We start from the raw sequence: 17,909 nt of genomic DNA, 5'->3' as shown, positions 1-17,909 counted from the left end.
TCATGGCCACTGCCGAAAACACCAACGCAACCGAACAACCGAAAGACAACAACCCACGCAAACGCAAAGTGATGCTGATCGGCCTGGCGCTGATCGTCATCCTCAGCGTCGTCGGCGTGTGGGCCTGGCACGAACTTTACGGGCGCTTCAGCGAAAGCACCGACGATGCCTATGTGAACGGCAACGTGGTGGAAATCACCCCGCTGGTCACGGGCACCGTGGTCAGCATCGGCGCCGACGATGGCGACCTGGTCCACGAAGGCCAGGTGCTGGTCAACTTCGACCCGAACGACGCCGCCGTCGGCCTGCAAAGTGCCCAGGCCAACCTGGCCCGCACCGTGCGCCAGGTGCGCGGCCTGTACAGCAACGTCGACGGCATGAAAGCCCAGGTCAACGCGCAGAAAGCCGACGTGCAAACCGCCCAGGACAACTTCAACCGGCGTAAAACCCTGGCCCAGGGTGGCGCTATTTCCCAGGAAGAACTGTCCCACGCCCGCGACAGCCTGACCGCCGCGAAGAACGCCCTGACCAACCTGGAGCAACAACTGAAAACCACCAACGCGCTGGTGGATGACACCGTGATCAGCTCCCACCCGGACGTGCAAGCCGCCGCCGCGCAACTGCGCCAGGCCTACCTGACCGATGCGCGCAGCACCCTGATCGCGCCGGTCACCGGCTACGTCGCCAAGCGCACCGTGCAACTGGGCCAGCGCGTGCAACCAGGCACCGCGTTGATGGCGGTGATCCCGCTGAACCAACTGTGGATCGACGCCAACTTCAAGGAGACCCAGCTGCGCGATATGCGCATCGGCCAGCCGGTGGACATCGAGTCGGACATCTATGGCAGTGACGTGAAATTCAGCGGCACCATCGATAGCCTCGGCGCGGGCACCGGCAGTGCATTTGCCTTGCTGCCGGCGCAGAACGCCACGGGTAACTGGATCAAGATCGTGCAGCGGGTACCGGTGCGCATCCACATCAACGCCACCGAGCTGGCCAAGCACCCGCTGCGGGTGGGCTTGTCGACCCAGGTCAGCGTTGACCTGCACGACCAGAGCGGCCCGGTGCTGGCGCAACAGGCGCCGCAAAAAGCCTCGTTCAGCACCAACGTGTATGACCGCCAGCTCGCCGAGGCCGATGCCATGATCACCCAGTTGATCCATGACAACAGCCTCGCCGCGCCCAAGGCTGTGCAACGCTGATGAGCAATAACGCCTCCTTCACGCCACCCAGCCTGTTGATGGCCACTATTGGCCTGTCGCTGGCGACCTTTATGCAGGTGCTCGACACCACCATCGCCAACGTGGCGTTGCCGACGATTTCCGGCAACCTTGGCGTGAGTTCGGAGCAGGGCACCTGGGTCATCACCTCCTTCGCGGTGAGCAACGCCATCGCCTTGCCGCTGACCGGCTGGCTCAGCCGCCGGTTTGGCGAGGTGAAGCTGTTCCTGTGGGCAACCATCCTGTTTGTGCTGGCGTCGTTCCTCTGTGGTATTTCCACGTCGATGCCCGAGCTGATCGCCTTCCGGGTCCTGCAAGGCCTGGTCGCGGGGCCGTTGTACCCGATGACCCAGACGCTGCTGATCGCGGTCTACCCGCCCGCGAGGCGCGGCATGGCCCTGGCGTTGCTGGCGATGGTCACGGTGGTGGCGCCGATTGCCGGGCCGATCCTCGGTGGCTGGATCACCGACAGCTACAGCTGGCCGTGGATCTTCTTTATCAACGTGCCGATCGGCATCTTTGCAGTGATGGTGGTGCGTTCGCAGCTGAAGAAACGCCCGGTGGTCACCAGCCACCAACCGATGGATTACGTTGGGTTGCTCAGCTTGATCGTCGGTGTGGGCGCCTTGCAGATCATCCTCGACAAGGGCAATGACCTGGACTGGTTCGAATCCAACTTCATCATCATCGGCGCGGCGATTTCGGTGATTGCCCTGGCGGTGTTCATCATTTGGGAGCTCACCGACAAACACCCGGTGGTCAACCTGAAGCTGTTTGCCTACCGCAACTTCCGCATCGGCACCATCGTGTTGATCCTGGGGTACGCAGGCTTCTTCGGCATCAATCTGATCCTGCCGCAATGGCTGCAAACCCAGATGGGCTACACCGCCACCTGGGCCGGGCTGGCGGTGGCGCCGATCGGTATTTTGCCGGTGCTGATGTCGCCGTTCGTGGGCAAGTACGCGCACAAGTTCGACCTGCGTCTGCTGGCGGGCCTGGCGTTCCTGGCAATTGGCTTGAGCTGCTTCATGCGGGCGGGCTTTACCAATGAGGTGGACTTCCAGCACATCGCCCTGGTGCAGCTGTTCATGGGCATCGGCGTGGCGCTGTTCTTTATGCCGACCTTGAGCATCCTCATGTCCGACCTGCCGCCGCACCAGATCGCCGACGGCGCCGGCCTGGCGACCTTCCTGCGGACCCTGGGCGGCAGCTTCGCGGCGTCGCTGACCACCTGGATCTGGATTCGCCGCGCAGACCAGCACCATGCCTACATGAGTGAAAACATGACCACCTACGACCCGGCCACACGCAATGCGCTGGATGCCTTGGGCGGGGCAGGGCAGAAAGCCTACACGCAGCTGGACCAGATCCTCACCAGCCAGGCATACATGATGTCCACCGTGGATTACTTCACGTTGCTGGGGTGGATGTTCATGGGGTTGATGCTGTTGGTGTGGCTGGCGAAGCCGCCGTTTACGGCGAAGGCGGGGCCGGCGGCGTCAGGCCACTGATCGAGGAAATGTGGAATGCAAGCCCCTGTGGGATCTGGCAAGCCAGCTCCCACATTTGCGTCTCTGCTCACATCGGCAACTGACCCTATAGGTTGGGAAGTGCCCTGCTTTTAAAGAGGACCTTTCCGACATTATTCGCCGATAACAAATCTTTACTCTCTGGACTTTCGCACCGTCCAGGGATGACAAGGTATGAATACGAGCGTACTGCCGAGCGCTTTCTTTGATCACAGCCGACACAGGCTCAGGGTCTACGGTGTCGATCCGTTGCTCGACGTGCTGGCTTTTCGCGGCGAAGAGCAGCTGAGCCTTCCCTTCAAGTACCACATCGAATTCACCTGCACCGAGCGCGATCTGGCGGTCGACCGAGTGCTGGGCAAACCCGCAACTTTCAGCCTTTTTTCCTTGCCGCCCAAGCCTGTCCTGGTTTGGCAGCCACCTCCAAAAAACAAGCCACTTCGCACCCTGACCGGCGTTGTCACCGGCTTCAAACGCCTGTCTGGTTCCAGTGATGAAGGCCGCTACGAAATCATCCTCGAACCACGTTTGGCGCTGCTGGCGCAGGGCAAGCAATTTCGCATTTACCAGCAGCAATCCGTGCCGCAGATCGTTGAGTACATCCTGCGTAGCCGTCACGGTTTTGAAGGGCAAGATTTTTACTTCCAACTGCTGCGCGACTACCCCAGGCGCGAGCAGGTCATGCAGTACGACGAAAGTGATCTGGCCTTTATTTCACGGCTGCTGGCCGACGTTGGCATCTGGTATCGCTTCGTCCGCGATGAGCGATTGAATCTTGATGTCGTGGAGTTTCACGATCACCAGCGTTACTACCAGTTCGACGTCGAGTTGCCCTATCGACCGCCCTCCGGGCTTAGCAGCGATCAGGACTGTGTGTGGAAACTGCAAACCCACCATCAGGTTGTAGAGCAACACGTCAACGTTCGCGCTTATCAATACCGGGATGCCAATGCGTGTCTCGACGGCGACATCGACCAGACCCGTGGTGCCACCACCACTTATGGCGAGGCATACCACTATGCCGAACCCTACAGCGTGCTCGGGAACAGGCTGGATACCGACGAGGACCTGCCCACCGAAAGCGGCTACAGCTACGCGCGCCTGCGGCATGAACGCTACCTCAATAACCAGACCCGGCTCAGCGGGCTTAGCACCAGTGCAACGCTGGCGCCAGGCCAGGTACTGACCATTACCGGCGGCGCGCCCAAGGCGTTCATGCCGAGGGTGGTGATCACCCAACTGACAACCCGTGCTGCCCGCGATCGCAGCCTTGAGGTCAGCTTCGGCGCCATCCCCTATTCGGAAACCGTGTGTTACCGACCGCCGTTGCAACCCAAGCCAAGTATCGCCGGCACCGTCCCGGCTCGTGTCTCCAACCCGGGGGTGAACGACCCTTACGCGCATATCGACCTGGAGGGGCGCTACAAGGTCAATTTCCTGTTTGATCGCGACACTTGGACGCGCGGCGAGGAAAGCCTCTGGCTGCGCCTGGCCCGGCCTTATGCGGGGGATACTCACGGCTTGCACCTGCCACTGATCGCGGGCACCGAAGTGGCCGTGGCGTTCGAGCAAGGTGACCCAGACCGCCCTTATATCGCCCACGCCCTGCACGACAGCGCACGCCCCGATCACGTCACCCTGCGCAACTACAAACGCAATGTGTTGCGCACGCCGGCCAATAACAAATTGCGCATGGATGACACCCGGGGTGAGGAGCACATCAAGCTCAGCACCGAATACAGCGGCAAGAGCCAGCTAAACCTCGGTCATATCGTAGATGCCGGAAAGAACAAGCGCGGCGAGGGGTTCGAACTGCGCACTGACGGCTGGGGCGCGATGCGGGCCGCAAAAGGCCTGCTGATCAGTGCGGATCAACAGAGCAAAGCCTCTGGCGCAGTCTTGGCGATGGCCCCGGCCACGCAGCTGATACAGGGGGCTGCGCAGCAAATGGCCGACTGGCAGACCATCGCCCAGGCCCACCGAAGCCCTCAACCGTCCATCAACGGTTTACAGCAGTTGCAGGCTGACGCAAAAGACCTGGCAGCCCCGGCCATCCTGCTCAGCGCTCCCCAAGGTATTGGCGCGGTTACGCCGTCCAGCCTGCTGCTCAAAAGCGGCGACGCGCTGTACCTGCAAAGCCACGACGCCATCCATCTAGCCGCCGCCCAGCAACTCTCGGCCCACGCCAACAGAGGCATTTCCCTGCTGGCTCAGCAACACGGCATGCGCCTGGTTTCGGGCAAGGGGCCGCTGGAAATCGAGTCCCACGGTGATTTGCTCAATTTGATCGCACAGCAGGACATCAGCGTGCAGTCGGTGCAGGGGCAAGTGCACCTGACCGCCAGGAACGGCATCACCCTGGGGTGTGGTGGCGGTTACCTGCGGATCCACCCGAGTGGCGCAATCGACATCCACAGCCCCGGCAAGTTGCTCCTCAAGGGGCTGCATGTGTGGGAGCAGCCTGCGGGCCAGAGCTTTGCGTTGCGTGAGTTGCCGCAGTCGGTGTGTGAGGACTGCCTCAAGAGAGCACGCGCAAAGGCCATCACCCTTTTGATGCGTGAAGGTTGATCAGGAGAGAGTGAAATGTCAGCACCTATCTCATGGCAGGACCAGGTCGAACACGTATGTGCCACCGCCGGTGTGCACTCTGTAGATCTGCTGTTTGATCAGGCCGCCTGGCACACCGACCTTATCGGGGCGCTGGAGCAAATAAGGCCAGCGATCCCCTGGTTTTCACTGTTCACGGGAACCCCCGAGGAACACATGCTGGACCAGGCCCCCCTATTGATGCGCCTGGACTTGACCCATTGGCGGCATAAAGCCTGGCTGGAGGAACTACTGACTCACGGCGCAGCCGACGCACGCGTGTTGGTGGTGATCTCGCCGCTGGCCTTTGAAACCCTGAGTCACGCGCTGCGAGCACTTTCGCAAATCCGCTGGGGCGGTAAAGCCGGACTGTTGCGTTACTACGACCCGCGCAGCTTTCCCTTATTGATGTCTTCGATTTTTACCGACCAACAACGCACTGAGTTTCGGCAACTGGCTTTTTTTTGGGGCTGGTTTGATCGCGATGAGCAAATGCAGTGGCTCAAGGGACATGCATTGGGTGGAAAGAGCGCCGTTCACGTTTCACCTTTTCTGGAATTGAGCGACGAACAGTTCGAGTTGATGGGGTGTATCAGCGATGCGCAGGAATTAATGAACAGCGGAGAGTTTTATCAAGCACTTGGAGGCCGGGAGCAGCGTTTTTCTTTGTTCTACTCATTAGCCTTGAAGGCCAGTCGGGAAAATTATTTTGGTGATTTTCATGAGTATGTAAGGAGCCGGTTATGAGGTTGAAGCGTTGCTTGCTTTGCTTGGGTTTTGTGGGGGGCGGCCTGGCGGCTTTAATGTTGTTGGGGTGTGCGTTTACCGAAAATAAGATGGTAGCCGGGAATATAGCCGCGATTAATCATGTTGAAGGTACTGCGATTAATTGGTTTTCGGTGAATGGGTATAGAGCGCACGGCGGAGGAGGGAGTTCGTGTTGCATTATTTTGCCGGTTAAGTGGCGGCCGGGGTTGAAGGTGGATGTTGAATGGGAAGTTGATCCGAATAGCAATGCTGCTACGCCTCCGTTAGGGACGGAGGAGTTCAAAGCCTTTATGGTCAAGCATAAATCCAACTATCGACGTTACAGCGCATCTGTTGATGTTCCGGAATGGCCTGAAAAAAAATCTTGCGACCTGAGGGTGCATTTCTTAACTTGCAATCGCGTTGCAGTTACTACTGCTTGCGCGATATATGGTCGACCAGGTTATCCGATCAAAGAACCTAGGCGCGCAAAGGAGCCAGTTGTATGTGCGAAGTGACGCGTTTCATGATTAATTTTTTTAGGGGGCAGAGTTTGTTTTTCTCGTTGCTGGGGTCGGTAGTGTGTTTTATTGGAAAGATAAGCGCGGTTTTGAAATGCCTGTGTGGGTTATTGGTGCTTACATTGTTGGGGTGTACGTTCGCTGAAAATAAGATGGTGGCCGGGAATATAGCGGCGATTAATCATGTTGAAGGTACTGCGATTAATTGGTTTTCGGTGAATGGCTATAGAGCGCACGGCGGAGGAGGGAGTTCGTGTTGCATCATTATGCCGGTTAAGTGGCGCCCGGGGTTGAAGGTGGATGTTGAGTGGGAAGTCGACTTGGATCCTTATGCTTATTCGAAGTGGCCGCCGTTGGGGAGTGATGGCTATAGGGTCGAGCAAATTAAGCATAAAGCTAATTATCGGCATTACAGGGCGACAGTTAATGTTCCAGAATGGCCGGAAAAAAATTGTGTAGCCTGAATGTTCATTTCTTGACTTGTAATCGAGTGGAGGTGACGACCTCGTGCTGGGTGTACGGTCACCCAAGTTATCCCATCCAAGAACCACTTGATATGCAGGAGCCAGCTGTATGCCCCAATTAGAAAATAACTCAAATAATAACGTTTTTGGTCCGGCTCATTAGTCTTGGCGGCCAGTCGAGGAAATTATATTGGTAATTTGAGTGAGTGTGTAAGGAGCAGGTTATGAGCCTGAAGAGATGCTTGCTTTGCTTTGGTTTTATGGGGGGCGGCCTGGCGACTTTAGTGTTGTTGGGATGTGCGGTTACCGAAAATAAAATGGTGGCCGGGAATATAGCAGCGATCAATCATGTTGAAGGTACTGCGATTAATTGGTTTTCGGTGAATGGCTATAGAGCTCACGGCGGAGGGGGGAGTTCGTGTTGCATCATTATGCCGGTTATATGGCGGCCGGGTTTGAAGGTGGATGTTGAGTGGGAGGTTGATCCTGATCGCTTTGCGAAAATAAAAAGAAAAACAATCGGGTTTGGGTTTGATGAGGAAGCCTGGGCCAGTCACAAGGCTAAATTTCGACAGTACCGAGTTACAGTCGATGTTCCTGAATGGCCAGAAAGAGAATCTTGCGACCTAAAGGTGCATTTCTTAACGTGCAATCGCGTTGCAGTTACTACGGCTTGTGCGATATATGGTCGACCAAATTATCCGATCAAAGAACCTAGGCGCGCAAAGGAGCCAGCTGTATGTCCGAAATAAAAAATCAACTTGCAGATAAAGTTTTTGGTGCGCCTGTTTTTCCTCTTGGCGGGCGCTTGCCTAGAGATGTTTCAGTGGTGGATGCTAACTATCGTAGGCAAACTGCTGAAGAGAACCTCTTTTGTCGACAGCCTGATTCTGCTGGGAGGAGTCAGCGCTTTGTATGTTGTCATAGCATGCACGTAAGCCTGTTTTTCGATGGGACCAATAACAACGACAATAATGACACCAAAAAGAACCATCCCAGTAATATCGCCAAGCTCTATCATGCGTCGATTCAGGATGATGAAGCTAAAGGGAGCGGCTATTACTCTTACTACATGCCCGGTGTTGGCACCCCATTTCCGGAAGTGGGCGAGTTGGATTACAGCGAGGACGGGTTGAAGTACGCCACCGGAGGCGAGGATCGCATCAACTGGGCTTTGGTATCTGTAGCCGACGCCATGTATTCGGCGTTGGCTGGTGTTCCTTTGTCGCAGGATGATCGTGCGAAAGCGGTCACCAAAATGAGCACGTGGTCTCTGCCCTTGATGAGTACCCTTGGCCCAAGCAATCGTCGCTCCGTAATGACCAGCCTGCTTGCCCCTTTGAAAGCCCGCGTGCCGGTAGCACAGCCCAAGGTTCTGGGAATCAAACTCTTCGTATACGGTTTCTCCCGAGGCGCCGCAGAGGCCCGTACTTTTGTCACTTGGCTAAGCCAGCTATTCGACACCCCAGAAGGTGCCGAACTCCCCGAGCAAAGCTTGATTGGCTTGCCCATCAGCGTCGAATTTCTCGGCCTGCTGGATACCGTCGCCTCGGTCGGCATCGCTCACGCCGCGCCGTTTTTTGCAGGGCACATGGATTGGGCTGATAACACTCAATTATTGCCCGACGCCCAGCGGTTCCCTGATCTGGTCAAGTGCTGTCGACACTTTGTTGCAGGCTTCGAACAGCGCTCGTGTTTCCCGCTGGATTCGATACGCAATGAAGATGGCAAGTACCCAGCCAACACCATCGAAGTGGTCTACCCCGGTGTTCATTCCGATGTGGGGGGCGGCTACCCAAAAAATGATCAGGGCAAGGCACGCGGTGGTACCAATGAACTAGTTTCACAGATCGCCTTGCACGACCTGTATGCCGAAGCCTTCGCTGCGGGCGCACCGTTGCAGGTTCCGGAGCAGGCATTGCCTGAAAGCTTGCAGCGCAACGAGTCTTGGCGGAGGTTGGGGCCGGACACAAAAGAGGAGTTCGATATCAGCCCCCTCGTTATCGAACGCTTCAACGCCTGGCGCCAAACCCTCCCAGGCATCCCTTCCGACCCACCCACCGCCACTCCCCCCTGGCCCTACCAACCCATCCAGCTCACCACTACCGTCGAAGATACCCTGGCCGACCAACTGGGCTGGATCACTGGCTGGCGCATCGGCCGTTTTGCCAATGACAGCTACAAACACCAACCCTTTTTCACTCAAGCCCACGAGACCACAGCCTACGATGAGGGCCAGCAACGCGAACACTATGAAGCGTTGATAAGGGGTCTAAAAAAAGACCGTCAACAAGCCCCCGAGGCCGCCAAAAATTATCCCGGCCCGCCCATCTACGAACCGAAGATCGACCAGACCCAACTGAGTCAGGCCGCTGTCGAGTTCAAGGCCGACTACACCGGCAGCAAACGCGAACAAACCAGCTTGAAGGGTTACGTGCTGGACGTGGTGCTGCGCGACGCGATCTACCTGCTCAACGAAGATGACGAAGCCAAGGACCACGCCGCACTCAAGGCGGCGGGCGAGCGACGTTGCAAACAGCTGTTCCGGGATGACCGAGGTACACCCAGTACGCAAACCAATATGGCCCTGCTGGTCGCGCTGTTCGACGACCAAATCCACGACTCCCGCGCCTGGTTTATGCACGACGCATTGAAAACCCGCGAGCTGTGGGCCGGTTATTTTTTCTACCGCATGACCTATTTCGGCAATGAAAACAGCCGCGAGCTTTCCCCGGTGGTAGTGGCGGGGCGGATGCTGGGTGTGGCGATGGTGGTTGGGGCCACGGTGTATGGCATCAAGCGAAAAAATGCCCTGGGTGGCCTTGCCGCCGGCATCGGCGGCGCGACCATCGGTTATCAGGTCATCGACAAGGCCACGGGTTTGGTGGTGCCGTTCCTGCCAGGGGCCGAGCAAATCCTCAAGCCAACCGCGCATATCGGCTTGGTGGCCGCCGAGTTGAAAACTCAAATCGCCCAGGAAGATCTGGCCGAGCGCCTGGAACGCACCACTGCCATGTTGCGCGCGGCGGGCAGCTTGTTTGAGATCGACGGGGAGGTGGCCTGATGTTGCCTTTAGTGTGTATCGGCGAACCTTTATGTTTCTCTAGTTATAAGACGTCGGAGAATTGTTTTTCAGGAATAAGTAAGTTGGTGGCTCGTGGTTATCTATGTCGGTTTGAAAGCTTTGAAGCAGTGTTGCATATGTTTAGGTGCGTTGGATGTGCATTGGCGAGTTTCATACTGTTGGGGTGTGCAGCTACTGAAAACGAAATGGTAGGCGGAAGTTTGAAGGCGATCAATCATGTTGAGGGCACTGCGATTAATTGGTTTTCGGTAAATGGCTATAGGGTACATGGTGGAGGGGGTAGTTCGTGTTGCATTGTTATGCCTATTAAATGGCGGCCGGGATTGAGGGCGGATATTGAGTGGGAGGTGGATGCGGACCCTTATGCTTATTCGAAGTGGCCCCCTTTAGGTAGCGATGGTTACAGGGCTGAGCAAGTTAAGCATAAAGCTAAATATCGGCATTATAGCGCAACGGTAGATATTCCAGAATGGTCGGGGACTGAGCGCTGTGGTTTGTCTGTGCATTTTCTCGCTTGTAATAAAGTCAAGGTTACAAGTTCATGTTGGATGTACGGGCACCCCAATAATCCAATTAAAGAGTCTAGAGATGTAAAGGAGCCTATTGTATGTCCAGAATAAATATGAAAGATATGGCTTTCGGACCTCCAGCTTTCCCTTTTTGCGGGCGTTTGCCTACAGATATTTCAGTGGTGGGCGCTAACTATCGTAGGCAAGCTGCTGAAGAAATCCTATTTTGTCGGCAACGTGATTCTGTAGGGGGGAGTCAGCGCTTTGTATGTTGTCACAGTATGCACGTAAGTCTATTTTTCGATGGCACCAATAATAATGACAACAATGACACGAGGAGGAATCATCCCAGTAATATCGCTAAGCTCTATCATGCGTCGATTCAAGACGATAAGGCAAAAAGGGGCGGCTATTTTTCTTACTACATGCCAGGGGTAGGAACCGCATTTCCCGAAGTTGGTGAGTTGGATTACAGCGAGGCTGGGTTGAAGTACGCCACTGGCGGAGAGGATCGCATCAATTGGGCCTTGGTACAGCTAGCCAACGCATTGTCTTTCGCACTCAATAAAACCGAAATTGATGATGCCGTAGCGAAAACGAAAATTGAGGCCATGAGTACCTGGAAAGCACCAATGATGAGTACCCTTGGCCCAAGCAATCGTCGCTCCGTAATGACCAGCCTGCTTGTCCCCTTGAAAGCGCGCGTGCCGGTAGCGCAGCCCAAAGTCCTTGGCATCAAACTCTTCGTATACGGTTTCTCCCGAGGCGCCGCAGAGGCCCGCACTTTTGTCTCTTGGCTAAGCCAGCTATTCGACACCCCAGAAGGCGCCGAGCGCCCCGAACAAAGCCTGATTGGTCTGCCAATCAGCGTCGAGTTTCTCGGCCTGCTGGATACCGTGGCCTCGGTCGGCATCGCTCACGCCGCGCCGTTTTTTGCAGGGCACATGGATTGGGCCGATAACACTCAGTTATTGCCCGACGCCCAACGTTTCCCTGATCTGGTCAAGTGCTGCCGCCATTTCGTCGCGGGATTCGAACAGCGCTCGTGTTTCCCGCTGGATTCGATACGCAATGAAGATGGCAAGTACCCAGCCAACACCATCGAAGTGGTCTACCCCGGTGTTCATTCCGATGTGGGGGGTGGCTACCCAAAAAATGATCAGGGCAAGGCACGCGGTGGCACCGATGAACTAGTTTCACAGATCGCCCTGCACGACCTATATGCCGAAGCCTTCGCTGCGGGCGCACCGTTGCAAGTGCCAGAAGCTGCTCTGTCTCAATTGCTATCCGACGAGAAATCCTGGCGCGTCATGTCTGAAGCGACCAGTACTGAGTTTGGAATAAGCCCCCTCGTTATCGAACGCTTCAACGCCTGGCGCCAAACCCTCCCAGGCATCCCTTCCGACCCACCCACCGCCACTCCCCCCTGGTCCTACCAACCTATCCAGCTCACCACTACCGTCGAAGACACCCTGGCCGACCAACTGGGCTGGATCACTGGCTGGCGCATCGGCCGTTTTGCCAATGACAGCTACAAACACCAACCCTTTTTCACTCAAGCCCACGAGACCACAGCCTACGATGAGGGCCAGCAACGCGAACACTATGAAGCGTTGATAAGCGGTCTAAAAAAAGACCGTCAACAAGCCCCCGAGGCCGCCAAAAATTATCCCGGCCCGCCCATCTACGAACCGAAGATCGACCAGACCCAACTGAGTCAGGCCGCTGCCGAGTTCAAGGCCGACTACACCGGCAGCAAACGCGAACAAACCAGCTTGAAGGGTTACGTGCTGGACGTGGTGCTGCGCGACGCGATCTACCTGCTCAACGAAGATGACGAAGCCAAGGACCACGCCGCACTCAAGGCGGCGGGCGAGCGACGTTGCAAACAGCTGTTCCGGGATGACCGAGGTACACCCAGTACGCAAACCAATATGGCCCTGCTGGTCGCGCTGTTCGACGACCAAATCCACGATTCCCGCGCCTGGTTTATGCACGACGCATTGAAAACCCGCGAGCTGTGGGCCGGTTATTTTTTCTACCGCATGACCTATTTCGGCAATGAAAACAGCCGTGAACTTTCCCCGGTGGTAGTGGCGGGGCGGATGCTGGGTGTGGCGATGGTGGTTGGGGCCACGGTGTATGGCATCAAGCGAAAAAATGCCCTGGGTGGCCTTGCCGCCGGCATCGGCGGCGCGACCATCGGTTATCAGGTCATCGACAAGGCCACGGGCTTGGTGGTGCCGTTTCTGCCAGGGGCCGAGCAAATCCTCAAGCCAACCGCGCATATCGGCTTGGTGGCCGCCGAGTTGAAAACTCAAATCGCCCAGGAGGATCTGGCTGAGCGCCTGGAACGCACCACTGCCATGTTGCGCGCGGCGGGCAGCTTGTTTGAGATCGACGGGGAGGTGGCCTGATGTTGCCTTTAGTGCGTGTCGGTGATCCTTTGCAGCCCTTTGGCGGCGAGGTTTTGCAAGGCCATTTCCTGGCCTTCGGCAAACCGGTGGCCTGCCTGGGCGACCCCGTCCGCTGTAAAAAGCACGGTTTGAACAAAATCAGTGAAGGCACTGCGGGTTCCACGATGGACGGCAAACCTGTGGCGCTGCACGGGCATCGGTGTGAGTGCGGCTGCCGTTTGGTGAGCACCCTTGCGACCTCATCGATGGGGGTGTCGCCATGACTCGGCCACCGCTGTATCCGCAGGTCATCGCGCCGCGAGCACCCCATTGGCGACGCTGGTGGCTGGCGTTGCTGGTGCTCTTGAGCGTGCAGGCGGCAACCCTGTTTGCGCTATGGCCCGAAGGCCAGCCTCAGGTAGAACTGTGGTTATGGAGTGCAGTGCTGCCATTGAGTTGGGCGTTGGTATTGGCGCTGCGTGTATTGATTTGGCAGATCGCTCAGTTCCAGACGGATGTGTACCGCCGCACCCGTGATGGCGACCTGCAGCGCTGGTGGCGGCGGCGTGGTTTGGGGTTGCCGGTGCAACAGGTGTTGTTGCTCGGGCCGGTGGGCGACGAGCAGGCGCAGTACCGCGGGCTGATGGCCGCCACGCCCGTCCCGAAACCGTCGCTGATACCGGGGGCGACGCAGCCTGCGCTACGGTGTCGATTGTCACTGAGCAATCTCACCGACCGCGGCCCTGCCTTGGCCCGCCACCTTGCCCGGTTGACCCTTGCACTTCCTGAGTTATCTGCGCGCTGGCCAAGGTTGTGCGGCGTTGCCTGGGCGGGTGATACGGGCAGCGAGCGCGCGTTCACTCAACAGTTGGTCAAGGCCGGCGTGAGGCTGCCCGATACCCGCGTGCCATTGGCCGATCTGGCCGACCTCGATGCGCTGATTGAAGGCTTTTACCCGCGCTGCCAGGAGGCGGGGGATTGGTTCTTGTGTGCCGGCGTAGTGTCTTTGGAACGCGCCGAAGACCCTGAGCTGCCAGGCGAAGCGGGCTTTCTGTGGGTGGTGGATCGGCAAGGCAGGCAGTTGTTGCATCGAGGTGAGTATCTATTGAGCGAAACGCATGAGTCGCCGGCTCAACTGTGCGCGCAGGTGCAATGTTATGCCGGCCTTGATGGGTCGCCACCCAGCTGTTTGGCATTGGATACAACCAGCCAGCTAACGTTTGCGCAGGGAGGCTGGTGCGCAGCCGAGCACCAACTGAGCATGCATTGGGGCCTGCTGGGGAACCTGGCGCCTTTCATCGGTATGTCGCTGGCGCTGTTGCAGGCGAAGGTGGCAGCTCAGCCCTGCGGCTGGTTGAGTCAGGACGCCGAGAAGCGACTGGCGATTGGAGTGGTGGTACCTCATGGCAATCATTAAGGGTGGACGTAAGGCCTCTTTGGTCGGCGTGGGGTTGGGTTATCTGGTGGTCGCGTGGTTGCTGGTCATGCTCGGCTGCTTGCTCTACGCGTTGTGCAGCGACTATTTCGCTTGGCCAGCGCTGGCGCTCAAGGATCTGGCACTACGAGGCCTGTTCATCGGGCTCGCGCTTTGCTGGTTTTGCCCGCTGATTGTATTGGCTTGGGACCGTGTTGCAGTTGGCTGGGCAACGGGGTTGGTGGCGACAGTGGCTGAGCCCTGGGGGGCTTTTCCGAGTCCTGTCGAGCCTGAAGAAAAACCGTGGCTGGAGGCGCTACGTAAGTCTCTTCGCACACAGCACGGGTACTTCTGGCGCAGCAAAGTCCGCTGGTTTTTAGTGTTTGGCGAACCGGATCAGATCAACGCTATCGCCCCTGGCTTGACGCCACAAAACTGGCTGGAAGGGCAGGGCACAGTGTTGTTATGGGGTGGCAGTGTCAATTGCGGGCTGGACAAGGCAGCCCTTGCACAGTGGCGCGAGTTGAGCCGCCAGCGTGCGTTTGACGCTGTGGTCTGGGCGCTGGGCAGGGAGCAAAGCCTCGATGATGCCGCGATGGGTGAGGGCGTTCGGCACTTGTGCGAACTGTCCCGTGAGTTGCGCTGGCAGATTCCCCTGCACATGTGGCAAGTCTGTGCCAGCCCATGGCCGCAGGCCCAGCGCAGAGTCGGGCCGGTTGGCAGTGTGTTGCCGACGAAGCTGACCATCGGCGCCCTGCAAGCGTGCTTGCAAGGCTTGATCGAGCCCCTGCGACAAGCAGGTCTGGCACAGATGCATGATCAGACTACCCATGATTTCCTGCTCCGGCTGTCTCGCGATTTGCAGGTCGAAGGCATTACCCGTTGGCGCCAGGCGCTCGCGCCGTTGCTGGGCCAGTCCGCCCGTGGAGTACCTCTGCGTGGCGTGTGGTTCAGCCTGCCGGTGCAGCATGAGCAGACGGGCCATTATTGGCCGGCGGACCCCGCCTGGAACGGCGTACTGGCGGACAAGCCCGTACGGCGTCGAGTGGGCTGGAGCGTCGCTCGCGTGGGTTACGCCGTGACGGTGATGCTGATGCTGGTCTGGGCAATGGGCTTGTGGCTGTCCTTCGCCAGTAACCGCGCGCAGGTCGCTCAAGTACACGCGTCGCTCGCTGCGCTGCAGCAATCGGCTCAAGGCGATCAGCAATTTCAGGCCCTCAACGAGCTGACTCGCGTCCTCGCCCGGCTGGACTACCGCGCCGAGCACGGCATGCCGTGGTATCAACGTTTTGGCTTGAACCAGAACCAAGCCTTGCTTGAAGCCCTTTGGCCGCACTACGTCGAAAGCAATAACCGATTGATGCGCGACCCGGCGGTCGAGAATTTGCAACGCCAACTCGACACGTTGATCAACCTTGCACCGGACAGCCCGGACCGCGCCCGCTACGCCCGTGTTGCCTACGATCAACTCAAGGCTTACCTGATGATGGCCCGCCCGGAAAAAACCGATTCTGTCTTCCTGGCCAAGACCTTGAGCGAGGCTGAGCCACTGCGCGCCGGTTTGTCACCCGGTATTTGGCAGAGCCTGTCGCCGACGCTTTGGCAGTTCTACAGCGTGCAGTTGGCTGTACATCCCGAGTGGCGAATCGCGGCTGACTGGCAGCGGGTCGCTCAGGTTCGGCAGGTCTTGCTAGGCCAGTTGGGTCGACGCAACGCCGAAGCCAGCCTGTACCAACAGGTGCTCGATGTCGCCGCCAATCATTCGCCGGACATGAGCCTGCACCAGATGGTCGCCGATACCGATGCATTGGCACTGTTTTCCACCGACGCCAGGGTCGCGGGGGTGTTCACCCGCCAAGCCTGGGAGGGCCATGTGCGCCAGGCCATTGACGATATTGCCAGCGCCCGACGCGAGGAAATCGACTGGGTGCTCAGCGACAAGCCCATCGATGTTGATCCCGATCTGACGCCAGAAAAACTGCGCGAGCGTCTTACCGAGCGCTACTTCCAGGACTATGCCCGCGCGTGGCTGGACTTCCTCAACAGTCTGCGTTGGCAACAATCCGAACGGATGGCCGATGTCATCGACCAATTGACGTTGATGAGCGATGTGCGCCAGTCGCCATTGATCGCACTGATGAGCACGGTGGCATACCAAGCGCATGCAAGTCACCGTGGCCGCACACTTGGAGACTCTCTGATCCAGTCGGCGCAACAGTTGATCGGCCGGGACGAGACGCCGGTGACCGACGGATTGACGCATGAGCCGAGCAGCCCCCTGGATGCCACTTTCGGTCCGCTGCTTTCACTGATGAGCAACGACGACGGTAATAAGCTCTCCTTGCATGCTTTTCTCACCCAAATCACCCGCGCTCGTCTGAAACTGCAGCAAGTCAGTCACGCCCCGGACCCGCAGGCCATGACCCAGACCCTGGCGCAAACGGTCTTCCAGGGAAAAAGTATCGATCTGACCGACACCCAGTCCTACGGCAGGCTGATTGCTGCCAGCCTGGGTGCGCAGTGGGCCGGGTTCGGCGAGGCGCTGTTCGTGCGTCCAATGGACCAGGCCTGGCGGCGGGTGCTGCAACCTTCAGCGGCGAGTCTTAACCGCCAGTGGCAACGCGCGATCGTGACGCCCTGGCACAGCGCGTTTGCCAGCCGCTACCCGTTTGCCGCCACAGGCAGTGACGCCTCGTTGCCGATGTTGGGACAAATGATTCGTGCTGACTCAGGGCGGATCGAGCAGTTCTTGCAGCATCAACTGAGCGGCGTGTTGCGCAAGGAGGGCAATCGCTGGGTGGTCGATCCGTTGCATAGCCAGGGCTTGCGTTTCAATCCGCAGTTTCTGTCAGCCATCAACCAGCTCAGCAACTTGGCGGACGTGCTCTACACCGACGGTAGCATGGGGCTGAGCTTCGAGCTCCAGGGCAAGGCGGTCAGAGACGTGGTGCAAACCACCTTTGTTCTCAATGGCGAAAAACACCACTACTTCAACCAAAAAGAACGTTGGCAGCGCTTCAACTGGCCAGGCCGTAGCGATTACCCCGGGGTGAGCCTGAGCTGGACCAGTGTGCATGCCGGCGAACGTCTGTTGGGTGATTACCAAGGCATCTGGGGGCTGATCCGTTTACTGGAAAAAGCCCGCGTCACGCCATTGGACGATGGCGACAGCCTCTATCGCATGGAGCTCAAGGCGCCTGACGGTATCTACCTGACTTGGCATCTGCGCACCGAACTGGATGCAGGGCCATTGGCACTGCTCAAGCTGCGCGGTTTCACGCTGCCTCCACAGATATTTCTGGCTGATGAGTCGTAGGCACAAAACGCGAGTGTGGAATGCAAGCCCCTGTGGGAGCTGGCTTGCCTGCGATAGCGGTGGTTCAGTCGATACATGAGTTGACTGCCCCCCCGCTATCGCGGGCAAGCCAGCTCCCACAT

The 17,909-nt window shown here is 58.0% G+C and carries 12 protein-coding genes and 1 pseudogene; all 13 read left to right on the top strand.

What is annotated here, in order from left to right:
• Positions 1–2: 2 nt before the first annotated feature.
• Positions 3–1,202 carry an HlyD family secretion protein gene (locus OPU96_RS06530; protein ID WP_305391112.1) on the top strand — a complete coding sequence of 400 codons (1,200 nt, stop codon included), beginning with the start codon at positions 3–5 and terminating at the stop codon, positions 1,200–1,202.
• Positions 1,202–2,731: a DHA2 family efflux MFS transporter permease subunit gene (locus tag OPU96_RS06525; protein ID WP_498558868.1), complete on the top strand. Its 1,530-nt coding sequence runs from the start codon at positions 1,202–1,204 to the stop codon at positions 2,729–2,731. The genes OPU96_RS06530 and OPU96_RS06525 overlap by 1 nt, the downstream gene beginning before the upstream one ends.
• Positions 2,732–2,923: 192 nt before the next feature.
• Complete coding sequence (locus OPU96_RS06520) at positions 2,924–5,317, top strand: type VI secretion system Vgr family protein (RefSeq protein WP_498558867.1); 2,394 nt, start codon at positions 2,924–2,926, stop codon at positions 5,315–5,317.
• A 15-nt stretch (positions 5,318–5,332) separates the two neighbouring features.
• Positions 5,333–6,082, top strand: a complete 750-nt coding sequence (gene tla1, locus OPU96_RS06515) for a toxin Tle1 chaperone Tla1 (protein WP_498558866.1) — start codon at positions 5,333–5,335, stop codon at positions 6,080–6,082.
• Positions 6,079–6,600, top strand: a complete 522-nt coding sequence (tli1a, locus tag OPU96_RS06510; RefSeq protein WP_498558865.1) for a Tli1a family immunity protein — start codon at positions 6,079–6,081, stop codon at positions 6,598–6,600. Before tla1 ends, tli1a (OPU96_RS06510) begins: the two co-directional genes overlap by 4 nt.
• Positions 6,601–6,680: 80 nt before the next feature.
• Positions 6,681–7,189, top strand: a pseudogene (tli1a, locus tag OPU96_RS06505) (Tli1a family immunity protein).
• A 138-nt stretch (positions 7,190–7,327) separates the two neighbouring features.
• On the top strand, positions 7,328–7,819 hold the full coding sequence (gene tli1a / locus OPU96_RS06500; protein WP_498558896.1) for a Tli1a family immunity protein: 492 nt from the start codon (positions 7,328–7,330) through the stop codon (positions 7,817–7,819).
• Positions 7,807–10,131, top strand: a complete 2,325-nt coding sequence (locus OPU96_RS06495; protein WP_498558864.1) for a T6SS phospholipase effector Tle1-like catalytic domain-containing protein — start codon at positions 7,807–7,809, stop codon at positions 10,129–10,131. The genes tli1a (OPU96_RS06500) and OPU96_RS06495 overlap by 13 nt, the downstream gene beginning before the upstream one ends.
• Positions 10,132–10,268: 137 nt before the next feature.
• Positions 10,269–10,772, top strand: coding sequence for a Tli1a family immunity protein (tli1a, locus tag OPU96_RS06490; protein ID WP_498558895.1), 504 nt, complete (start codon positions 10,269–10,271; stop codon positions 10,770–10,772).
• The gene (locus tag OPU96_RS06485) at positions 10,760–13,078 is read left to right on the top strand and encodes a T6SS phospholipase effector Tle1-like catalytic domain-containing protein (protein ID WP_498558863.1); all 2,319 of its coding nucleotides are present in this window, start codon (positions 10,760–10,762) and stop codon (positions 13,076–13,078) included. Before tli1a (OPU96_RS06490) ends, OPU96_RS06485 begins: the two co-directional genes overlap by 13 nt.
• Positions 13,078–13,341: a PAAR domain-containing protein gene (locus OPU96_RS06480; protein WP_305391106.1), complete on the top strand. Its 264-nt coding sequence runs from the start codon at positions 13,078–13,080 to the stop codon at positions 13,339–13,341. The genes OPU96_RS06485 and OPU96_RS06480 overlap by 1 nt, the downstream gene beginning before the upstream one ends.
• Positions 13,338–14,474 (top strand): KPHS_23130 family T6SS system protein, encoded by a 1,137-nt coding sequence (locus OPU96_RS06475; protein WP_498558862.1) that lies wholly within the window; start codon positions 13,338–13,340, stop codon positions 14,472–14,474. Before OPU96_RS06480 ends, OPU96_RS06475 begins: the two co-directional genes overlap by 4 nt.
• Positions 14,461–17,787: an ImcF-related family protein gene (locus tag OPU96_RS06470; RefSeq protein WP_498558861.1), complete on the top strand. Its 3,327-nt coding sequence runs from the start codon at positions 14,461–14,463 to the stop codon at positions 17,785–17,787. The genes OPU96_RS06475 and OPU96_RS06470 overlap by 14 nt, the downstream gene beginning before the upstream one ends.
• The last annotated feature ends 122 nt before the right edge of the window (positions 17,788–17,909 follow it).

The sequence above is a fragment of the Pseudomonas sp. RP-B7 genome, assembly GCF_059803535.1.
This window is presented reverse-complemented; position numbering and strand designations above follow the sequence as displayed.